Below are 19,288 nucleotides of genomic sequence, written 5' to 3' on the forward strand. Positions count from 1 at the left end.
GTTATCTTTGGATCATACAGTGAACACTCTGCGTCTGGCCTCTGCTTCGGCCACTCGTCGCGCGATGCTGGAAGCCGCCGGCCTGAAGGTTTCGGTGCATCCGGCCCGCGTCGATGAAGATGCGATGCGCGCCTCGATGCAGGCCGAGGGCGCCCGGCCCCGCGACATCGCGGATGCTCTGGCGGCGCTCAAGGCGCAGAAGGCCGGGCAGCGCGACCCGCAGGCGCTGACGCTGGGCGCCGATCAGGTGCTGGACTTCCAGGGTCGGTGCCACGGCAAGCCCGAAACACCCGAGGAAGCTGTCGAAACGCTGACACGGATGTCGGGCAAGCCGCATGTCCTTTATTCCGCGGCGGCGGTGTGGCAGGACGGCGCGGTGATCTGGCGCCATGTCGGCCAGGCGCGGATGCAGATGCGGGTTCTGTCCGAAGGTTACATCCGGGGCTATGTCGAACGGAACTGGGAAGATATCCGCCATTCGGCCGGCGGTTATCAGATCGAAGGCGAAGGCATCCGATTGTTCACATCCATTGGTACCGATTATCATGCCATATTGGGCCTGCCGATGGTCCCGCTGCTGAACTGGATGGTATTGAGGGGAGAGATCGAAGCATGAGCATACCACTGGCAGGGGTGATCGGGGCGCCCGTGGGGCACAGCCGCTCGCCGGCGCTGCATGGTCATTGGCTGCGGACGCTCGGCATCCGGGGATACTATGTGCCGCTGGAAATCGCCCAGGCCGATCTGGAGCAGACGATCCGGGCGCTGCCGAAAATGGGCTTCGTCGGCGTCAATGTCACCATTCCGCACAAGGAAAAGGTGCTGGCGATTGCCGATCTGGTGACCGACCGCGCGGCGCTGATCGGCGCGGCCAATACCCTGATTTTCCGCAAGGACGGCAAGATTCATGCCGACAACACGGATGGTTACGGGTTCATCGAGAATCTCAAGGCCAATGCACCGGGTTGGCAGCCCAAGGCCGGGCCGGCGGCCGTCTTCGGCGCCGGTGGCGCGGCGCGGGCCGTGGTCGCCAGTCTGATCGAGGTCGGGGTTCCGGAAATCCGGCTCGCCAATCGCACCAAGACCCGCGCCGAAGTCCTGCATGAGGAGTTCGGCGGCAAGATCCATGTCTACGATTGGGTCCAGGCGGGCAACATGCTGGATGGTGCGACGACGGTGGTCAACACCACCAGTCTCGGGATGGAAGGCAAGGCCGAATTCCGGGTGCCGCTGGATGCATTGTCGCCGAAGGCCGTTGTCACCGACCTGGTCTACACACCGCTGGAAACCCCGTTCCTGGCCTTTGCCCGGCAGAACGGCTGCGTCGCGGTGGACGGGCTGGGGATGCTGCTGCATCAGGCGGTACCGGCCTTCGAGCGCTGGTTCGGCATCCGTCCGGAGGTGGACGAGTCGTTGCGCCGCGCGGTTCTGGGATACTGATGGCTTTCCTGATCGGACTGACCGGCTCTATCGGGATGGGAAAATCGACGACGGCGGCGATGTTTGCCGAACAGGGCGCCGCCGTCTGGGACGCCGACTCTGCGGTTCACCGGCTGTATTCAAGAGACGGCGCTGCCGTTGGCCCGGTGTCCGACCTGTGTCCCGCGGCCTTGAAGGACGGTGGCATCGATCGCGCAGAGCTGTCGCGTTGGGTGCAAGCTGACCCGGACAACCTGTCGCGGCTCGAAAACGTGGTCCACCCGCTGGTTGCCGCCGATCGCGAAGCCTTTCTGGCCGGGACTTCCGCCGATGTCGTCGTGCTGGACATCCCGCTGCTGTTCGAGGGCGGCCATGCCGACCAGATGGATCTGGCGGTCGTGGTTTCCGCCCCGGCCGAGCTGCAACGCGAACGGGTTCTGGCGCGGCCCGGGATGACGCCGGAAAAGCTCGACCTGATCCTGTCCCGGCAGATGCCCGACGCCGAAAAACGCGCCCGGGCCGATGTGGTGATCGGGACCGAGACGCTTGAATCCGCCCGTCGATCCGTGGTCAACCTGATGCAGGATATCAGGGCGGGAAAACATGCGCGAAGTGGTTCTGGACACTGAAACCACCGGATTCGATCCCGAAACCGGTGATCGGATCGTCGAGATCGGTGCCATCGAGCTGATGAACCACATGCCCACCGGGCGCACCTATCACCAATACATCAACCCGGAACGCTCGATGCCGCAGAGCGCCTTCGAAGTGCACGGGCTGGGCGGCGATTTCCTGCGCGACAAGCCGGTATTCAAGGCCATCGCCCAGGCATTTCTCGATTTCGTCGGTGACGCCAAGCTGGTGATCCACAACGCCGCATTCGACATGAAATTCCTGGCGCATGAGCTGCGCCAGGCCGGGTTCGCGCCGCTGCCCATGGAACAGTCCATAGACACGGTTGCCATCGCCCGGCAGAAATTTCCCGGCTCGCCCGCCTCGCTGGATGCCCTGTGCCGGCGCTTCGGGATCGACAATTCGTCCCGTGAAAAACACGGTGCGCTGCTCGATTCCGAACTGCTGGCCGAGGTCTATCTGGAATTGATCGGGGGACGTCAGCCCGGCCTGGTGCTGACCACCGTGACCGAAACCCGGGTCGGCACCGAAGAAATCAGCGACTGGACGCCGGGTCCGCGCCCGAAGCCGCTGCCGTCACGGTTGAGTGCCGAGGAAGCCGCCGCCCATGCCGCCTTCGTGGACAGCCTGGGCGACGACGCCTTGTGGAAACGCTATCAGGACTGAAGCTTGTTGGCTTCGGCCCGGCGCGCCAGTTCCTGGCGATAGAGTGCGACGAAGTCGATGTTGTCGAGGTTCAGCGGCGGGAAGCCCCCGTCGCGGGTGATGTCCGAAACGATCCTGCGCAGGAACGGGAACAGCATCCGCGGGCATTCGATCATCAGATAGGGATGCATCTGCTCGTCGGGGACATTCTCGATGTGGAAAATGCCGCAGTATTCCAGTTCCAGCAGGAACAGGACCGACTCGGTGCCGCGGTTCTTCGAGGTGATCTTCAGCTTGACGACCACTTCGAACTGATGGTCCTGGGTCCGCTTGCGGGCGTCGAGGCTGACCTGCACCTGGATGTCCGGCGTCACTTCGCCGTTGATCGGCTTCTGCGAGACGACATTCTCGAAAGACAGATCGCGGATGAACTGACCCAGAACCTGCATCTTCGGTTGTTGCGGTGTCGTCGGGGCGGTGTCCTGCGGTGTCGGTGTCTCGGCCATGGATTGGTTCCTGCGAATTGTGTCGCGGCCTTCTAGCAGGGTCGCGCGGCTGCCTCAATGGCGCGGGTCGGTCCCGGGCGTCGGATCATCGTCGAGGCGTTCGAACTCGGCGTCGATCACGTCGCCGGGGCCATCCGGTCGCGGACCCGCGGGACCGCTGCGGAAGGCCACCACCTCGATCCGTTTCCTGATTGCCGCATAGATCGCGGCCCGGACCGGCGGGATCAGCAGGATCAAACCGGTCGCATCGGTCAGAAAGCCCGGAGTCAGCAGGAGGGCGCCGGAAAACAGGATCATTGCGCCGTCGAACAGGGCGCCCGTCGGATCCCGCAATTCGGAGACCGAAGAGCGCAAGGCCAGAAAGGCCCCGACGCCTTGACGTCGGATCAACTGCGATCCCAGCAGAGCCGTCAGGACGACGATGAGAAGCGTCGGCCACAGCCCGATTGCCCCGCCCACCTGAATAAACAGGGCGATTTCGATGACCGGCACCAGCACCAGTGCCAGGAATAACCACATCCGTTGATCCTTTCTCATGCCCCGCCATGTGGACTCCGTGCGGGGCAGTGCCTACATATGTCCCGATCGGGCGTGTTGCACCCCCGTAAACTCGGATGAGGGCAGGATGAATTCTGGCGTAGTTCAGCTTCTGGTACTGGCGGCGGTCGCCATCTTTTTGATTCTCAAGCTGAAAAACGTTTTGGGGACCCGTGACGGATTCGAGAAACCGGCGCTGCGCGATGATCCGCCTGCCGCCCGGGCCGAACGCCGCGGCGCCGACCTGTCGGTTGTCGAGGGCGGGCTGGACCGCGACATCGTCGATCACGTCAAGGCAGGCAGCCCCGCCGCCGATGCGCTGGCCCGGATGAAGGCTGCGGAACCGTCCTTTACCGTGGTCGAGTTCCTGAGCGGCGCCAAGGGTGCCTATGAGATGATCGTCATGGCCTTCGAGCGCGGCGACATGGAGAGCATCCGCCCCTTTCTGGCGCCGGAAGTCGATGCGACCTTCACCGCTGCGGTCGAGGATCGCAAGGCCAAGGGCCTGACCATCGAAGCCAGCTTCCACGGCCTGCGGGAAATGGAAGTGACCGATGCCGAATACGATCCGGCCACGCGCATGGCCGAAGTGACGGTCCGCTTCGTCGGCGAGCTGTCCTCGGTCGTCCGGGATGCGAAGGGCGAGATCATCGACGGCAACAAGGAAGAGATCCGGCGTCAGCGGGATGTCTGGACCTTCTCGCGCGTGATGGGCTCCGGCAACCCGAACTGGACCCTCACCGCCACGGGCGAATGAGGGCCGGGGGTGCCGCGCTTCTCCTTGCGGCACTGATGCTGGTGCCGATGCCTGCGGCAGCCGACCCCCAGATCACGATCCTGGATTTCGACGCACTTCCCGGCTGGCCCGAGGACCGGCTCGACCGGGCCCTGACGGTCTTTGCCGAGACCTGCGACGGGCTGAGCGGCCCCGATTGGCGGTCGGTCTGCAACCTGGCGCGCAGCAATCCCGATCCGCGCGACTTCTTCGAGCTGCTGTTCCGGCCGGTGCTGATCGAGGACGGCGATCCCGCGTTGTTCACGGGCTATTACGAGCCCGAGCTGCACGGGGCCCTGACCCCCGACGATACCTATCGTTTTCCGATCTACAGCCTGCCGCCCGACTTCACCCCCGGCGAACCCTATCCGACCCGCGACGAGATCGAGCGCGAGAAGCTGCTCGAGGGCAAGGGTCTGGAAATCGCCTGGGTCGATGACGCGGTCGATGCGTTCTTTCTGCAGGTTCAGGGGTCGGGCCGGATCGTGCTTCCGGACGGCAAGGTGATCCGGGTCGGCTATGCCGGCAAGAACGGCCAGCCCTACCGGTCTATCGGCCAGGAACTGGTCCGGCGCGGGGTCTACAAGGCGCATCAGGTTTCGGCCAGCGTCATCCGGAACTGGGTGCGGCGAAACGGCGAGGAAGGGCTGGAGCTACTGCATCACAACCCGTCCTTCGTCTTTTTCCGAAAGGTCGATGAAGTGCCGCCCGAAAAGGGTCCGCTCGGGGCGATGAACCGCTCGATCACCGCGATGCGGTCGATCGCGGTCGATCCGGCCTTCGTGCCGCTCGGGGCGCCGGTCTGGATCGACAAGGGCGGAGAGGTGCCGATGCGGCGGCTGATGGTGGCGCAGGATACCGGATCGGCGATCAAGGGCGCGCAGCGGGCCGACATCTTCTTCGGCACAGGCGCCGAGGCGGGCCGCAAGGCCGGCAGGGTCCGCGATCCGGGCCGGTTGGTCGTGTTGCTGCCGATCCAGCGCGCCTATGCCCTGGCCGAAGACTGGGCGCCGGTCCGATGAGGCGTCGCAAGCTGCGGAAGGATGAATCCGAGCTCTGGGCCAAGGTGATCGAAGCCGCCAAGCCCCTGCACCCGGACACGGCTGCCTTCCATCGCCCGGCGCCTGCCAAGCCGCAGATCCCGGAACGCCAGCCTCCCCTGCCCGACGATTTCGGCCTGCCACCGTTGAGCAGACATCAGCGACCTTCGACCGCCGGGGTCTCTCTGGATCTGCGTCCCACGGTCTCGGAGCGGCTGGCATCGCAGCGGATCGAGATGGACCGCAAGAAATTCGGCAAGATGAAGCGCGGCAAGCTGGCGCCCGATGCCCGGATCGACCTGCATGGCATGACCCAGGCCCAGGCGCATTCGGCGCTGACCGGCTTTCTGATGAGATCGTATTCCACCGGGCACCGGCTGGTCCTGGTCATCACCGGAAAGGGTCCGGGCCCGGCGATGGGCGGTGTCCTGCGGCATCAGGTGCCGCACTGGCTGTCGCTGCCGCCAATGCGGGAACTGGTCCTGCAACTGTCGGAAGCGCATCGGAGCCATGGCGGTTCGGGTGCGATCTATGTCTACCTGCGCCGCAAACGCGAGGGCTGAGGCCAAGGCCCGTCCGGCCTAGTTCGTTCCGGGTGCCAGCGGCGACAGCACCAGCTCGGTCGCGTTCCGCACCGAGACCAGAACCCCCGGCAGCAGGCCGATGTTATGCGCCGCGCCGCCCCGGAATGCCTGGTCGAGCGCCGCCGCACCGGTGAGCAGCCGGATCAGCACCGGAGAGGTTCCGGGCGTGAAATGCCCGATCCCGGAGGAAAACGACGTCACGTCGATCACCGTGACATCGAGGTCGGACACGGCCTCGGCCGAAAGGATGTTGCCCAGCCGCCGGTCGCGGCCCGAGATCAGCGACGACAGGAACAGCGCCCTGTCCTTGCGCGACACGAAGATGGCAAAGGGTTGCGGCAGCTTGCCGATCCGCCTGGCCTGGCTGCGGAACAGATCGACGTCGATATCGGGCGAGATCAGCACCACCCCCTTGATCAGTCGCGAGACCGATCCCGGATCGCCGATCTCGGTCTGGCGCAGGACTTCGAGCGTCAGCATGGCGCCCATCGAATGGCCGACGATCAGAATCCGCCGGGCGCCGGCGGCATGGATGGTGTGGATCAGCTGCTCCAGCGCGTCGCGGGCGATCAGCTGGCTGTCGCGGTCGTATTCGTAGCCCAGCGTCGAGGCGGCGGAGGGCCAGGCGTAATGCACCGCGACCCCGTTGATCCGGAAGTCATGCGCCAGCTGCGCGATCCGCAGGACGCCGTCGCCGAAGGTGTTGTTGAACCCGTGGACATAGACCACGGCCTCGCGATTGTCGGCGGGCCGCCGGGCGAATTCGCGGGCCAGAGCCTGCTGGAAGGCCGGCTGGCCGTCATAGTCGATACGATCGGACACGAAGAACTCGGTCTTTGGATCGACATGGCGACCGGTCGGGAAGTCCAGCTCTCCGGGTTCACGCTCGGGCGGGATCGAGATGGTCATCTGCAGGAAACTGGGCGTTTCCGACCGTTCCGACGAGAACTGGCCGTCGGCCGTCTCCTTGCGGGTGGTGGCGATGAAGACGGTCTCGGTTTCGGTGACGCCCGGAACGTGTCGGACGATCGCATCCGCCCGCGGCACGCAGGCCGATACCAGCAGCACCAGTATGAACAACCGCGCGGCCACCACGACTCCCCGTCCGATCGGCGCGGGGTCCGGCCCCGCCGTCCCGAAGCCTAGAGCATATGGCGGCTGACATCCACCGAGCGGCGCAGGTCGCCGAGATGTTCCACGACATAGGCGGCATCGACGACCACCTCGTCGCCTTCCCGGTCCGGGGCGCTGAAGGACAGGTCCTCGAAGACCCGTTCGACAATGGTGTAGAGCCGTCGCGCGCCGATGTTCTCCACCGCCTGATTGACCTCGGCCGCGATGCCGGCGACCTCGGCGATCCCGTCCTCGGTGAAGCGCACCTTCACGCCTTCGGTCTCCATCAGCGCGGTATATTGCAACGTCAGGGCATTCTCGGTTTCCGACAGGATCCGCACGAAGTCGTCCTTGCTCAGCGCCTTCAGCTCGACCCGGATCGGCAATCGGCCCTGAAGTTCCGGCAGCAGGTCCGAGGGCTTGGCGACATGGAAGGCGCCGGATGCGATGAACAGCACATGGTCGGTCTTGACCGGGCCGTATTTTGTGGACACCGTCGTGCCCTCGATCAGCGGCAGCAGATCGCGCTGCACGCCTTCGCGGCTGACATCGGCGCCGCGCGCGTCGGATCGGGCGCAGACCTTGTCGATCTCGTCCAGGAACACGATCCCGTCTTCCTCGACCGAGGAAATCGCCGAGCGTTGCACGGCCTCGTCGTCGAGCAGCTTGTCGGCCTCTTCCTGAACCAGCAGGTCATGGCTTTCGGCAACCGTCATCCTGCGCTTGGTGGTGCGGCCGCCGAAGGCCTGACCCAGCATCTTCTGCAGGTCGCCCATCTGGCTTTCCATCCCCGGCATCCCGCCCATGCCGAACATCGGAATCGAGGGGGACGGCTCGGCCAGCTCCAGCTCGATCACCGTGTCGTCCAGCTCACCGCGTTTCAGCTTGTTGCGGAACATCTCGCGGGTCTGTTCGCGGGCATCCTTGCCGGCCAGCGCCTCGATCACCCGTTCCTCGGCGGCGGCATGGGCGCGGGCACGCACCTCTTCGCGCATGTGTTCGCGGGTCATCACGATCGCCGCATCGACCAGATCGCGGACGATCTGGTCGACGTCGCGGCCGACATAGCCGACCTCGGTGAACTTGGTCGCTTCGACCTTCAGGAACGGTGCCCGCGCCAGCTTGGCCAGGCGCCGCGAAATCTCGGTCTTGCCGACACCGGTCGGGCCGATCATCAGGATGTTCTTCGGATAGACCTCGTCGCGCAGATCGTCGCCCAGCTGCTTGCGCCGCCAGCGGTTGCGCAGCGCGACCGCGACGGCGCGCTTGGCGTCGTTCTGGCCGATGATGTGGCGGTCGAGCTCGGAAACGATCTCGCGCGGGGTCAGATTGGTCATGGATCAGCCTATCGGGTGAGCAGGAGGAAGAAAGCGGCGCAGGCGGCCCAGCGGGATCACCCGCAGCAGCGCGGCCCGGATCGGGGCCCAGAACGCGCCGAGAAGGACCAGGAACAGGCCCAGTGCCAGGATCAGCCCGGCAAAGCTCTGGTTCTCGGTGATGGGGTTCAGGGTCAGGATGACCGAGACGGTATAGCCGATCGCGGCCAGCAGGAACGACCGCCGGTCGATCACCACCGCGATCACCGCAAACAGGGCCATCAAGCCCAGGATAGTCAGGTTGGCAGCGTGGCTTTCGCGGGCCAGCAGCGTCAGGGCGACGGTGTTGATGATCATCGGCGCCGCCACGAGATGCAGCCAGAAACCCTGCGCCGAACGGCGCGTGACGCGATGCGGATCGCTGCCGTCGAAGATCATCGCGACCGCGAATGTGGCAAGCCCGAGCGCCAGGGTAATCAGCCCGAACCCGCCACCGCCCGAGAGCACGAACAGCTCGGAAATCGAGCGGGGAGAGCCGTTCCGGGTCGCGGTCAGCAACAGCGCGGTTCCGAACAGGCCCAGGGCCATCAGCGCCATGGCGAACGGCACCTTGAAGCGCAGCCAGTAGATGAAGACCGCCACGACCGTCAGAAGGCCGGGCAGGATCAGGCTGCTGAAATCCTCGCGCGCCAGCATGAACACCTGCGCCCGCCATTGCGACAGGCCGAAGGCGGCGGTTGCCGCGAACATGATCGACAGCAGGATCGCCGGCCCGACCATGCGGCGGTAGCGGATGAAGTATTCCGACATCAGCCAGATCATCGCCACGGTGACGACCATGTAGGTGCTCAGGGTCAGCCGCCATGTCTCGGGGTTGGCATAGAGCACCCAGAATGCCAGCCCGATCCAGCCGGCGCCGAGGATGCAGAGGCCGACCATGATGAAGATCTCGTTGAAGCCGCGGAACAGCTCGAACGGCTCGTCGCCCGCGGACAGATCCTCGCGTGCGCCGCGCCGGCTGTGCGCCAGCGCCGTCAGTGCCGCGGCCTGGCCTTCCTTCAACACTCCGGCACCGACCGCCGCCCGCAGATCGTCCGGGCTGATGAAGGCGGTCCGTGGGTCAGCCACCGATCGCCTCCACCGTCAGGTTGGTGTTGGTGTAGACGCAGATATCCGCCGCAATCGCCATGGCCTTGCGGGCCACGGTCTCGGCGTCCATGTCCAGGTCGATCATCGCCCGTCCCGCCGCCAGGGCATAGTTCCCGCCCGAGCCGATGGCGGCGATGTCATGTTCCGGTTCCAGGACGTCGCCGGCGCCGGTGACGACCAGAAGGTCTTGCCCGTCGGTGACGATCAGCATCGCTTCCAGCTTTTGCAGATACTTGTCGGTGCGCCAGTCCTTGGCCAGTTCGACACAGGCCCGGTCCAGCTTGCCCGCTGCCGCTTCCAGCTTCGTTTCGAGCCGCTCCAGCAGCGCGAAGGCATCCGCCGTGGATCCGGCGAAACCGGCGACGATCTCGTGCCCGCCGGGCGACAGCCGCCGCACCTTTCGGGCGGTGCCCTTCATCACGGTCTGACCCATGCTGACCTGGCCGTCTCCGGCGATGACCACCTTGCCGCCCTTGCGAACGCCGATGATCGTGGTGCCGTGCCAGCCGGGGAAGTCGCTTGCCATCGAAGTCTCTCCTGTCATCCGGCCCTATATGGCGGCGTGCCGGGCGCGGGACAACCCGTCGCCCGGATATGAAAAGGGCGCCCGCGAGGGCGCCCTGCATCGGTTTTGGCGGTCAGGCCCCGGTTGTCCGGATTCAGACTTCCGAGGCGATCCAGTTTTGCAGCGCTGCCTTGGGGGCCGCGCCGATCTTGTTCGACACCACTTCGCCACCCTTGAACATGAACAGCGCCGGAATTCCGCGCACGCCCATCTGGGCCGGCGAATTCGGGTTCTCGTCCACGTTCACCTTGACGAATTTGACCTTGCCGGCCATCTCGTCCGAAAGCTCTTCCAGAGCCGGGCCGATCTGCTTGCAGGGTCCGCACCATTCGGCCCAGAAATCCACCACGACGGGGATATCGGACTGCCGGACTTCGGCGTCAAACGTGGCGTCGGTTACGGGAACGGTGGCCATGAAACTTCTCCTGATGACTTGCCGCAAAAGGTAGGGAGCCGCAGCTGCAACGTCAAGATATGGGGGCGCTCTGCAAGGCGCCGGTCACGATCTCGTGGGGTAACCGCATGAGCCTTGGCCCCTGGGTCCAGAGCACGGCAACCTCGACCACGTCACCGGGAAAGATCTGCCGCAGGGCTGCGGCATAGGCGCCCAGCTGGATCAGGATTCCCTCCGGCACATCCTCGACCCGCTCGGGAACCACGCGGTTCGATTTGAAATCCACCGCCAGGACCCGGCCCGGCTCGCGGATCAGCCGGTCGATCCGGCCCAGGATGCGGCGCCCGCCCAGATCCGGCAGTTCGGCGGTGACATCGACTTCGGCCAGGGTGCCGGGGGCGAAGAGCCAGGCCAGCTCGTCACTCTCCAGCACGCCGCGCGCTTCTGCCAGAAGCTCGGGAATCCTGTCGTCCGGCGGTGCCTCGTCCTCGGCCCGCAGCAGCGCTGCGCCGACCTCGGCCCAGCTCTCGGGCGGATGGTGCGGGAGATGTTCCAGCAGCAGATGCAGATGGGTTCCCCGCAATAGGGCATCCTCGCTTTCGGCCAGGACGGGCGCGCCTGGGGCGGCATGGGCCATCGGCCCGAGGTCCGATGGCGCAAGAAGCACCGGGCGCGGGGCGCCGGGGCCGGCGGGGGTCCGGGTCCACACGGGCAGATCGGGCGGCAGGGTCTTTGCGCCGTCCGATGGCTGCGCCCCGGCCGCCGGGGCCGGCCAGTTGCCGAACTCCAGCCGTTGCGCCACCAGCCCGTCAATCTCGACCGTCTGCGGATTCATCCCGGCCACCGCGTTGCCGACCAGCCGGTGCCAGCAAGGCAGCTTGTCGCCCGATGCGGTATCCTTTCCGGCGCCGCAGACGATCAGCCAGTGTTTGGCGCGGGTCAGCCCGACATAGAGCAGCCGGTTGCTTTCCTCGTCTTCCTTGCGTTTTTCCTCTGCATAGACACTGGTTTGCGCATCCGGAACCCGGTCGCCCGCGGTCCGGAACACCGGCTGACCGGAGTCGAGCGCGATCAGACGGTCCTTCCTCGGCGGCGTGTAATCGGCGGTATCGGGCAGGATCACCACCTCGGATTCCAGCCCCTTGGCGCCATGCACCGTCATCACCCGGACCTTGTCGCCGGCGGTTTCCGACTGCCGCTTGATCTTGATCCCCTCGGCCTCGTGCCAGGTCAGAAAGCCGGTCAGGCTGGGCACGTCCGAGCTTTCGTAGGCCAGCGCCTGTTGCAGCAGCACATCGACCGCTTCGACGATCTCTTCGCCCATCCGCCCGATCAGCCGGCGCCGACCGTCATGGCGCACCAGCAACCGCGCGATGAGATCATGGGGCCGCAGGAAGTCCGCCTGCCGCCGCAGGTCTTCCAGAATGGTGCAGGCATCCTCGAACCGGTCACGCTGCGCCTCCAGCGCTTCCCACAGGGTCGCGCCCCTGGGCCGGGAATGCGCCAGCCGGAACAGGTCATCCTCGCTCAGCCCGAACAGCGGCGAGCGCAGCGCCGCCGCCAGGGACAGCGAATCCGCCGGCGTCACCAGCACTTTCAGCGTCGCCACGATATCCATGACCGCCAGATCCGAGGTGAGCACGATCTGATCGGCCCCGGCGACCTCCAGCCCCGCCTTCTTCAAAGCAAGGATCAGGGGATCTGTGATGAAATTGCGCCGCCGGACCAGGATCAGCACATCCCCCGCCACCATTCGCCGCATTTGGCCGGTCTCATCGGGCACATGCTCGGTCGCCACCATCCTTGCGACCTCGCGGGCAATCTTCTCGGCCAGCACCTGGGTCGCGTCGTGCGGCAGGGTCCGGTCGCTGGCATCATGCCATTCCGGCAGCGGGTCGGCCTCTTCGCTGCCCAGCAGCGGCCAGAGATCGACCCGCCCCGGCAGCGAGTCGTGAAAGGCGGCATGGGTCGTCGGTTCGGCAACACCCGAAGTCGCCTCGCCCGTGAAGACCCGGTCCACGAGGTTCAGCAGCAGCGGCGAGGACCGGAAGGAATGCTGCAGGGCAAGATCCTGCAACGGGTGCGGCGCGTTCTCGAGCTGGGCCTGGAAATGACGCTTCATCCGGTCGAACTCGGCCGGGTCGGCGCCCTGGAAGGAATAGATCGACTGTTTCTCGTCGCCGACGGCAAAGACCGTCCGCACCGTTCCGTCCCGCGAGCCGTCGCCCGAGGCCAGCTCCTGCGTCAGGCGCTCGACGATCTTCCATTGTGTCGGGCTGGTGTCCTGCGCCTCGTCGACAAGGATATGGTCGATGCCGCCATCGAGCCGGTAGAGCACCCATTGCGCGACCGAGGCGTCGGACAGCAGGGCCAGGGCCCGGCGGATCAGGTCGTCGAAGTCCAGAAGTCCGAGCGCCGCCTTTCTCTGCCGGTAGGCGCCGATGTAGACCCGGGCAAAGCGGTGCAGCGCCTGGGTCCGGCGGGCTTCCTCCAGGCAACCGAGGGTCCGGCGCGCTTCCACGATCCGCTCGGTCAGCGCCTGTGCCGCCTCAAGCTGGTCCGGGTCCAGCACCTTGGCAAACTGCTTCGCCACGATCGTGTTCGGCGTGCCCTTCTGGGTCAGCAGCACCCGCGTCAGCAGGTCGAACCGGGCGCGATCTTCGGCCAGCCCGGCAAGGTCCGAGAGTTCCGCGGCCTTGGCATTCGTGGTCTTGGCGCCCTTCCGCATGGCCGCGATCAGCACCGGAACCAGCGCGTCCAGGCCCTGCCCCAGGGCCTCGTTCAGCACCGATTCCGGGGTCTCCTTCCCGGTCAGCCCATACCAGAGCGGCACTTCGGCCGGGTCCAGCGGGGTTTCGAAGGCCGCCGCGTGACCGGCGATCTCTTTCAGAAGACCTTGCAGGCCCGAGGGCGAGCAGTAGCGGGCGAATTCGGCCAGAACCCCTGCCTGCGGACCCTCGGCGATGCTGTCGAACAGCTCGCGCAGGATCAGGGTGGATTCGCGTTCGTCGATCTCGCGGAACCGCGGGCTGACCCCGGCTTCGAGCGGGAACTGGCGCAGAATCGCGGCGCAGAAGGAGTGGATCGTCTGGATCTTCAGCCCGCCTGGGGTCTCCACCGCGCTGGCGAACAGGCGCCGCGCCCTGGCCAGGCTGTCGCGGTCGGGTGCGTTCCGGACCCCGATCGCCGTCAGCTCGGCCACGAGGCTGGCATTGTCCAGCATCGCCCAGGCACCGAGGCGCTTGAACAGGCGGTTCTGCATCTCGCCCGCCGCCGCCTTGGTATAGGTCAGGCAAAGGATGTTCTGCGGCGGCACGCCATTGAGCAGCAGCCGGGCCACGCGGTCGGTCAACACCCGGGTCTTGCCCGATCCGGCATTGGCCGAAAGCCAGGTCGAGCGTCCGGGATCGGCGGCGCGATTCTGCCGCTCGCTGGCGGGATGCGGCGCGGGGTTCATCCGACATCCTCCGCGATGGCGTCCTGGCTGGCCGACCATTCCCCGAAGCGTGCAAGGTGGTCGTAATCACCGCTCCAGCGCTGGCCTTCCATCGCGCGCCGCGACGGATAGCCCTTGTCAGGGTCGAGGTAGGCCCGCAGCAATTGCCCCAGCTGATGCGCGGTTTCATCGCTGGCGCCCGGTTCCAGATCGGTGCTCTTTGCCTCGGGCGTCGCGCCGAGGCCGATATGCGTCACCCGCGAGACCTTCAGCCCCTCCGGCCCGCCGAACACCCCCATTTCGGCCATCAGGGCCAGCAGCATCAGCTGGCGGTCGAAGTGCTGGATGTCCTTGCGTTGGGGTATGGCGCCTGTCTTGTAGTCGATGATCTCGGCCGAGCCGTCGGCCAGCAGGTCGATCCGGTCGGGTTTGCCGACCAGCGTGAAGGGCGGGTCGGACAGGGTCAGCTCGCGCCGGGCCTCGACCGTCATCGGGGTGCCGTGCCGCCGCCGTTCGATCTCGGTCTGGACGAACCAGTCGGCAAAGGCCTCGATCCGGCCCCGCCAGACCTGCCGGATGCCGGGCCAATGCGCCTTGACCGCGAGGGTCGCGTCGGCCTCGTCCATCAGGGCCTCGACGGTCAGCAGCTCGGGCAGCTGAAGCGTTGCCAGCACGAAGCGTTCGAGAATGCCGTGAAACACCTCACCCTGCACCAGGGCGTCGGGTTCGGGCCGCAACGGGTCGAGCGCCTTCAGCCGCAGGACATGGCGGGCATAGATCGCATAGGGGTCACGGATCAGCTTCTGGATTTCGGTGACGCTGAGCCGGTCCGGCCGGGCGCTGACCGGCGGGCGTGGTGCCGGCCGGGTCGCCGGGTTGCGGATCTGGTCCGGTTCGGGCCGTTCGATGGCCGCTGCAAGACCGGCCCAGTGCTGCCCGCGGGCCCGCATTGCCGCCAGCGCCGGTCTGCCGGTCTCGGGAAGCCCGTCGAGCAGGTTGCTCAACCGGGACAGCCAGCGCGATGGCACGGTCTGGGCCTCGGCGTCCCGCACCGACCGGCTGAGGATGACCCGCGGCGCCGAGGCCGCCTGCTGGAAGTCATGCGCCGAAAGGCCGATCCGGCGTTCGGGCAGGGTCAGGCCCACCTCCTGCCGCATCCGCCGGTTCATCCAGAAATCGGCCCGCGGCTGCGATGGCCAGACGCCTTCGTTGAGACCGGCCAGGATCACCAGATCGGCGCCCTGAATCCGTGCCTCGATCGTGCCCCAGAACCGCACCGACGGATGTGCTTCCACCGTCGCCCGCACCTCGGCCTGACTCAGCACCGCAGTCAGGAAATCGCGATATTCGGCGCCGGTCAGGTCGCCCAGGACATCGGCCTCCCGCTCCATTTCGGCCATCACCTGCCGGGCCTTTGCCCCCGCCGGCCCGGACCAGATCGGCAGCTCTTCGGGCATGTCCCCCGGGCCGCAGGACAGAAGCTCGACCATTGCCAGATGGTGGCGCAGATGCTCGGCAAAGCTGCGGCGGGCGGGCCGGTCGATCCGCAACAGCGCCCGGGCGATCCAGTCGGCCCAGGCCTCGCGCCCGGTGCCGTCCGCCGCGATCAGCCGAGCAAGGTCGTCCGGCCCGGGATAGGGGCGCCCTTCGCGCCGCAGCCGGAGTTCCAGCTGCCGGGTCCAGTCCAGGTGCCGGCCGCGGCCCTCGGCGGCATGGACCAGCGGATGCTTCAGGATCACCAGCGCCGATTCGACCGGCACCGGCGCGGCCAGGGCCTCGGCTGCATGGCGCAGCAACCGGCCTTCCGCGGTCTGGGCGAGGGGCTCGCCGGCGCTGTCGTCGGCGCGGATTCCCCAGCGGTCCAGCTCGGCGGCAATCGCCCGGGTCAGGGTCCGGTCGGGGGTCACCACCGCCGCCACCTGCCCTTCGGCCACCGCTGCCCGCACCGCCACCGCCACCGCCAGGGCCTCGTCCCGCGCCGTCGGCGCCTCGATAAGGCTCAGCCCCTCGGTCGCGCCGACCAGATCGCCCAGCTTCGGTCCCTCGACCACCCATTGGTCCGAGACCGGCGCCGGACGCAGCGCCAGCGAGATCAGCGGATGATGCGGCGAGCCCTGGGCCGGGCCGTGCCAGAGCCGCACCCCTTCGCTGTCCAGGTCGAGCGCCTGCCGCAGCCGGGCGAAGCGGTACTGCGGGTGATCCTCGGCGCGGGTCCGCAGCAGGTTGTCCCAGACCGAGTCCGGCTGCGCGAAATCGTAGCCGGGCAGCACCAGGGCACCCTGCGGCAGCCGCGCCACCGCCTGCATCAGGCGGAAGGTCGTGCCCCGCGATCCGGTCGATCCGGCCACCAGGATCGGCGTCTGCGGCGGATCCTCCTGCCAGCGCGCCGCCAGCCGGTCCACCAGATCCGACAGCCGCGCCGCCGGAGTCATCTGCGCCGCGCTTTCGGGGCCGAAGAACTGGGTGACGATCGACAGCACCTTCAGGCTCTGGGTCCAGTGTTGAGACAGGTCGCCAAGGTCGAGCCCGGTCAGTGCCTCGGGCGCGACACCCTCTTCGTGCATCTCGTCGATCAGCTGCGCCAGCGCGTCGGCCAGATCGAAAGCCGCCGAACGCGGCGCCACATCCGGGGTCTTGTCCAGCAGCGCAAAGACGATCCGGCTCAATTCCAGCCGCCGCCGCAAGGCCGGCGCCGGCAGGGCCGGGGCAATGCCCGGGATCGCCTGCGCGAGTTCCGTCACCGGCAGGATCTGCGGCAACAGCCGGGCGCCTTCGGCTTGCAAGAGCTCGGCCATGCGCTGGCCGGTGCGCCTGGTGTTGACCAGTACCAGCAACCGGGCCATCTCGATCGGATCACGGTCCCGCATCCGGTCGATCAGGCCGGTGACGAAGGTCAGCGAGAAATCGGCGCCGGGCGGCACCGCAAAGACCCGCGGCTGACCCTGCGGTTCAAACATCCGCGGCCTCCAGCATCGCTTCGGCCAATGCGATCCCCTCGGGCCGGCCGACATCGGACCAGCGGCCGGGGTGCAGCGTGCCGTAAAGACTGCCCGATTCCATCATCATGTCCCAGACCCGGTTCAGCGAGAATGCCGCATCCGGCACCGACGAAAGCCTGTCGGTGCGGGTCATTTGCGCACCGGTATAGATCAGGTCGCCGCCCCGGCTCAGCCGTCCCTCGGCGTCGATCGAGAAATCGCCCTTGCCCGGATGGCCGACCGCCCGATCCTTCGGGCAGAGCAGCAGCAGGGCTTCCATCCGCGCCGGCTCCCAGGCCGAAATCAGGCTCTGCAAGGGGTTTTTCCCCTGCCAGAGCGCATCGCTGTTCAGGGTCAGCACCGGCCCGTCGCCCAGCAGCGGCACGGCATTGCGCAGGCCGCCGCCGGTTTCCAGCAGGACGGGCTCGTGGATCAGGGTCGCGCCGCTGTCGGCCAGATGCGCGGCCAGCATCTCGGCCAGGTAATGGGTGTTGACCACCACCCGCCCGATCCCGACGTCCCGCGCCAGGGCCAGCGCATGGTCGATCAGCGGCCGTCCCGCGACCGGGATCAAGGGCTTTGGCCGCGTGTCGGTGAGGGGCGCCATGCGGCGGCCCAGACCGGCAGCGAACAGCATCAGGGCTGGGGAACCGTTCCGCATTGGGCCTTCAGTCGGTTGAGGATTTCGGGCGTCGGCTCGGGCAGGACCCGGCGCAGCAGCGCCGCGACCTCTGCCAGGGCCGGGTGGTCCAGGTCGGATTGCAGATGGCGCCACAGCCGGGGGATCAGGTCGATATACTGCGGCTTGCCGTAGTGCAGCGACAGCCGGGAGAAGACGCCCAGGATGCGCAGATTGCGTTGGGTCGCGCAGAGCGCCGCCGCCAGCCCGACCTCGTCTTCCGCAAGTCCGGTGCGCCGGATGAAATGCTGCCGCATCCGGGCATCCACCTCGGGCGAGACATCGCGGCGCACGTCTTCCAGCAGCGAGACCAGATCATAGACCGGATGGCCGCTGCGGGCGTCCTGGAAGTCCAGCAATCCGACCCGGGCGAGGCCCTGGCGCTGCGGCAGCCAGATCAGGTTCTCGGCGTGATAGTCGCGCAGGATCACCGTCACGGACCGGGGCGCCATCCGGGCCAGCGCCGCCGAGAACAGATCGCCGAATTCCGCCCGCGCCGCAGGGGCCGGATCGCCGGTGGCGCCGCGCAGGTACCAGTCGAAGCTCAATTGCGCCAGGGGCACGAGTTCGGGGCCGTAGGGCTCGATGAACCCGGGCAGCGGGGCCTGCATGAGATCGCCAATCAGATCGACGGCCGGGCCGAAAAGCTCGACCTCCCGCCCCGGCTCCCGCCGCAGAACCCGGGCGAAGAGATCGTCGCCAAGGTCTTCCAGGATCAGCAGACCGGCCTCGACATCCCGGTCGAGGATGCGCGGCGCGGAATATCCCAGCCCGACAAGATGTTCGGCCATGGCGATGAAGGGGCGCACATCCTCGCCACGTTCGGGGGCCGCGTCCATCAGAACCGTCGTCACCCCGCCGGGCCCGTCCAGCAGCCGTTCGTAGCGCCGGTTCGAGGCGTCGCCGGCCAGCTTCTCGCGCCGGGCCCGGCGCCAGTCGCCGGCCGCGAGGAAAGCGTCGATCAGGGCCGCACGGTCGGTCATGCGCTCCGGCCCCCGGCCATCAGGCGATCCAGCACCGGCTGCCAACGGGGCGCCGAGGCCGAGAGCCGGGCCGTCCGGCCCGTGCCGGAAGCATCGGGCTCAAGCGAGACAAGCAAGGCGTCGTCCAGCGCCGCCTGCCCCAGCAGTTCGGGCCATTCGATCAGGCAGATGTCCTGCCCCATGGCGTCGGTCAGCCCGATGTCGTCGAGGTCGCGCAGGTCGCCGAGCCGGTAGAGATCGGCATGCAGGATCGCCCCGGCGGCACAGTCGTAGCGCTGCACCAGCGTGAAGGTCGGCGAAGGCACGTCTTCCGACCGGCCATCCACCGCCAGCATCGCCTGGATCGCCGCGCGGGCCAGATGGGTCTTGCCGGCCCCGACCTCTCCGGCCAGCAATACCGTGTCGCCGGGCCGCAGTTCCACGGCCAGCGCCCTGCCGAGCCGGGTCGTGGCTTCGGCGTCGGGAAGGTCAAGGCTGCTGGAACGGGCCGAAGTCATGCGACTTCATAGCCCCGCGATTCCGCCGAGAAAAGCCCT

Annotated in this window: 19 protein-coding genes; 7 read left to right on the forward strand and 12 right to left on the reverse strand. The window is 67.2% G+C overall.

Translation table 11 applies throughout. The features are described from left to right. Positions 1 to 19: 19 nt before the first annotated feature. The 4 genes from NUW50_RS09195 to dnaQ are packed head-to-tail and all read left to right on the forward strand — an operon-like array spanning position 20 to position 2,718. Positions 20 to 616, forward strand: coding sequence for a Maf family protein (locus NUW50_RS09195; RefSeq protein ID WP_258288804.1), 597 nt, complete (start codon positions 20 to 22; stop codon positions 614 to 616). Next, positions 613 to 1,440: a shikimate dehydrogenase gene (locus tag NUW50_RS09200; protein WP_258288805.1), complete on the forward strand. Its 828-nt coding sequence runs from the start codon at positions 613 to 615 to the stop codon at positions 1,438 to 1,440. Before NUW50_RS09195 ends, NUW50_RS09200 begins: the two co-directional genes overlap by 4 nt. Continuing rightward, positions 1,440 to 2,048, forward strand: a complete 609-nt coding sequence (gene coaE / locus NUW50_RS09205; protein ID WP_258288806.1) for a dephospho-CoA kinase — start codon at positions 1,440 to 1,442, stop codon at positions 2,046 to 2,048. Before NUW50_RS09200 ends, coaE begins: the two co-directional genes overlap by 1 nt. Then, entirely contained in the window at positions 2,023 to 2,718 is a 696-nt protein-coding gene (gene dnaQ, locus NUW50_RS09210) for a DNA polymerase III subunit epsilon (protein ID WP_258288807.1), read from the forward strand. The genes coaE and dnaQ overlap by 26 nt, the downstream gene beginning before the upstream one ends. On the opposite strand, the gene secB is transcribed toward dnaQ, so the two are convergent. Further along, complete coding sequence (gene secB, locus NUW50_RS09215) at positions 2,709 to 3,203, reverse strand: protein-export chaperone SecB (RefSeq protein ID WP_258288808.1); 495 nt, start codon at positions 3,201 to 3,203, stop codon at positions 2,709 to 2,711. The genes dnaQ and secB overlap by 10 nt on opposite strands. A 54-nt stretch (positions 3,204 to 3,257) precedes the next feature. Continuing rightward, entirely contained in the window at positions 3,258 to 3,722 is a 465-nt protein-coding gene (locus NUW50_RS09220) for an FxsA family protein (RefSeq protein ID WP_258288809.1), read from the reverse strand. 106 nt (positions 3,723 to 3,828) lie between these two features. Between NUW50_RS09220 and NUW50_RS09225 the strand changes: the two genes are divergently transcribed. From NUW50_RS09225 to NUW50_RS09235, 3 genes are read left to right on the forward strand one after another with little or no spacing between them, the layout of a single operon-like run. Further along, positions 3,829 to 4,497, forward strand: coding sequence for a Tim44/TimA family putative adaptor protein (locus tag NUW50_RS09225; protein ID WP_258288810.1), 669 nt, complete (start codon positions 3,829 to 3,831; stop codon positions 4,495 to 4,497). Continuing rightward, positions 4,494 to 5,537, forward strand: a complete 1,044-nt coding sequence (gene mltA, locus NUW50_RS09230) for a murein transglycosylase A (RefSeq protein ID WP_258288811.1) — start codon at positions 4,494 to 4,496, stop codon at positions 5,535 to 5,537. The genes NUW50_RS09225 and mltA overlap by 4 nt, the downstream gene beginning before the upstream one ends. After that, entirely contained in the window at positions 5,534 to 6,118 is a 585-nt protein-coding gene (locus NUW50_RS09235) for a Smr/MutS family protein (RefSeq protein ID WP_258288812.1), read from the forward strand. The genes mltA and NUW50_RS09235 overlap by 4 nt, the downstream gene beginning before the upstream one ends. Before the next feature lie 18 nt (positions 6,119 to 6,136). Here the strand turns inward: NUW50_RS09235 and NUW50_RS09240 are convergent, their stop codons facing one another. The 10 genes from NUW50_RS09240 to tsaE all read right to left on the reverse strand — a co-directional run bounded on the left by NUW50_RS09240 (position 6,137) and on the right by tsaE (position 19,249). Then, positions 6,137 to 7,231, reverse strand: a complete 1,095-nt coding sequence (locus NUW50_RS09240) for an alpha/beta hydrolase (RefSeq protein WP_258288813.1) — start codon at positions 7,229 to 7,231, stop codon at positions 6,137 to 6,139. Between the two features lie 50 nt (positions 7,232 to 7,281). After that, on the reverse strand, positions 7,282 to 8,589 hold the full coding sequence (gene hslU / locus NUW50_RS09245) for an ATP-dependent protease ATPase subunit HslU (protein ID WP_258288814.1): 1,308 nt from the start codon (positions 8,587 to 8,589) through the stop codon (positions 7,282 to 7,284). A gap of 3 nt (positions 8,590 to 8,592) precedes the next feature. Continuing rightward, positions 8,593 to 9,696, reverse strand: coding sequence for a hypothetical protein (locus tag NUW50_RS09250; protein WP_258288815.1), 1,104 nt, complete (start codon positions 9,694 to 9,696; stop codon positions 8,593 to 8,595). Continuing rightward, positions 9,689 to 10,243, reverse strand: a complete 555-nt coding sequence (gene hslV / locus NUW50_RS09255; protein ID WP_258288816.1) for an ATP-dependent protease subunit HslV — start codon at positions 10,241 to 10,243, stop codon at positions 9,689 to 9,691. Before hslV ends, NUW50_RS09250 begins: the two co-directional genes overlap by 8 nt. A 133-nt stretch (positions 10,244 to 10,376) precedes the next feature. After that, positions 10,377 to 10,697 carry a thioredoxin gene (trxA, locus tag NUW50_RS09260; protein ID WP_258288817.1) on the reverse strand — a complete coding sequence of 107 codons (321 nt, stop codon included), beginning with the start codon at positions 10,695 to 10,697 and terminating at the stop codon, positions 10,377 to 10,379. Positions 10,698 to 10,749: 52 nt separating this feature from the next. After that, positions 10,750 to 14,133 (reverse strand): double-strand break repair helicase AddA, encoded by a 3,384-nt coding sequence (gene addA / locus NUW50_RS09265; RefSeq protein WP_258288818.1) that lies wholly within the window; start codon positions 14,131 to 14,133, stop codon positions 10,750 to 10,752. Then, positions 14,130 to 17,069, reverse strand: coding sequence for a double-strand break repair protein AddB (gene addB / locus NUW50_RS09270; RefSeq protein ID WP_258288819.1), 2,940 nt, complete (start codon positions 17,067 to 17,069; stop codon positions 14,130 to 14,132). Before addB ends, addA begins: the two co-directional genes overlap by 4 nt. After that, a complete protein-coding gene (locus NUW50_RS09275; RefSeq protein ID WP_258288820.1) occupies positions 17,062 to 17,751 on the reverse strand; it encodes a nucleotidyltransferase family protein in 690 nt (229 codons plus the stop codon). Before NUW50_RS09275 ends, addB begins: the two co-directional genes overlap by 8 nt. Next, positions 17,727 to 18,752, reverse strand: coding sequence for an aminoglycoside phosphotransferase family protein (locus NUW50_RS09280; protein WP_258288821.1), 1,026 nt, complete (start codon positions 18,750 to 18,752; stop codon positions 17,727 to 17,729). Before NUW50_RS09280 ends, NUW50_RS09275 begins: the two co-directional genes overlap by 25 nt. After that, a complete protein-coding gene (gene tsaE, locus NUW50_RS09285; protein ID WP_258288822.1) occupies positions 18,749 to 19,249 on the reverse strand; it encodes a tRNA (adenosine(37)-N6)-threonylcarbamoyltransferase complex ATPase subunit type 1 TsaE in 501 nt (166 codons plus the stop codon). The genes NUW50_RS09280 and tsaE overlap by 4 nt, the downstream gene beginning before the upstream one ends. Positions 19,250 to 19,288 lie beyond the last annotated feature (39 nt).

Origin of the sequence: Frigidibacter sp. ROC022 (genome assembly GCF_024723735.1) — a bacterium.
Lineage (GTDB): Bacteria > Pseudomonadota > Alphaproteobacteria > Rhodobacterales > Rhodobacteraceae > SLM-1.

Coding starts and splice junctions, on each gene's coding strand:
- NUW50_RS09200 (WP_258288805.1), top strand. CDS start 613: ATGAGCATACCACTGGCAGGGGTGATCGGGGCGCCCGTGGGGCACAGC.
- NUW50_RS09235 (WP_258288812.1), top strand. CDS start 5,534: ATGAGGCGTCGCAAGCTGCGGAAGGATGAATCCGAGCTCTGGGCCAAG.
- NUW50_RS09275 (WP_258288820.1), bottom strand. CDS start 17,751: ATGCGGAACGGTTCCCCAGCCCTGATGCTGTTCGCTGCCGGTCTGGGC.
- NUW50_RS09220 (WP_258288809.1), bottom strand. CDS start 3,722: ATGTGGTTATTCCTGGCACTGGTGCTGGTGCCGGTCATCGAAATCGCC.
- tsaE (WP_258288822.1), bottom strand. CDS start 19,249: ATGACTTCGGCCCGTTCCAGCAGCCTTGACCTTCCCGACGCCGAAGCC.
- NUW50_RS09225 (WP_258288810.1), top strand. CDS start 3,829: ATGAATTCTGGCGTAGTTCAGCTTCTGGTACTGGCGGCGGTCGCCATC.
- addA (WP_258288818.1), bottom strand. CDS start 14,133: ATGAACCCCGCGCCGCATCCCGCCAGCGAGCGGCAGAATCGCGCCGCC.
- trxA (WP_258288817.1), bottom strand. CDS start 10,697: ATGGCCACCGTTCCCGTAACCGACGCCACGTTTGACGCCGAAGTCCGG.
- dnaQ (WP_258288807.1), top strand. CDS start 2,023: ATGCGCGAAGTGGTTCTGGACACTGAAACCACCGGATTCGATCCCGAA.
- hslV (WP_258288816.1), bottom strand. CDS start 10,243: ATGGCAAGCGACTTCCCCGGCTGGCACGGCACCACGATCATCGGCGTT.
- addB (WP_258288819.1), bottom strand. CDS start 17,069: ATGTTTGAACCGCAGGGTCAGCCGCGGGTCTTTGCGGTGCCGCCCGGC.
- coaE (WP_258288806.1), top strand. CDS start 1,440: ATGGCTTTCCTGATCGGACTGACCGGCTCTATCGGGATGGGAAAATCG.
- mltA (WP_258288811.1), top strand. CDS start 4,494: ATGAGGGCCGGGGGTGCCGCGCTTCTCCTTGCGGCACTGATGCTGGTG.
- secB (WP_258288808.1), bottom strand. CDS start 3,203: ATGGCCGAGACACCGACACCGCAGGACACCGCCCCGACGACACCGCAA.
- NUW50_RS09280 (WP_258288821.1), bottom strand. CDS start 18,752: ATGACCGACCGTGCGGCCCTGATCGACGCTTTCCTCGCGGCCGGCGAC.
- hslU (WP_258288814.1), bottom strand. CDS start 8,589: ATGACCAATCTGACCCCGCGCGAGATCGTTTCCGAGCTCGACCGCCAC.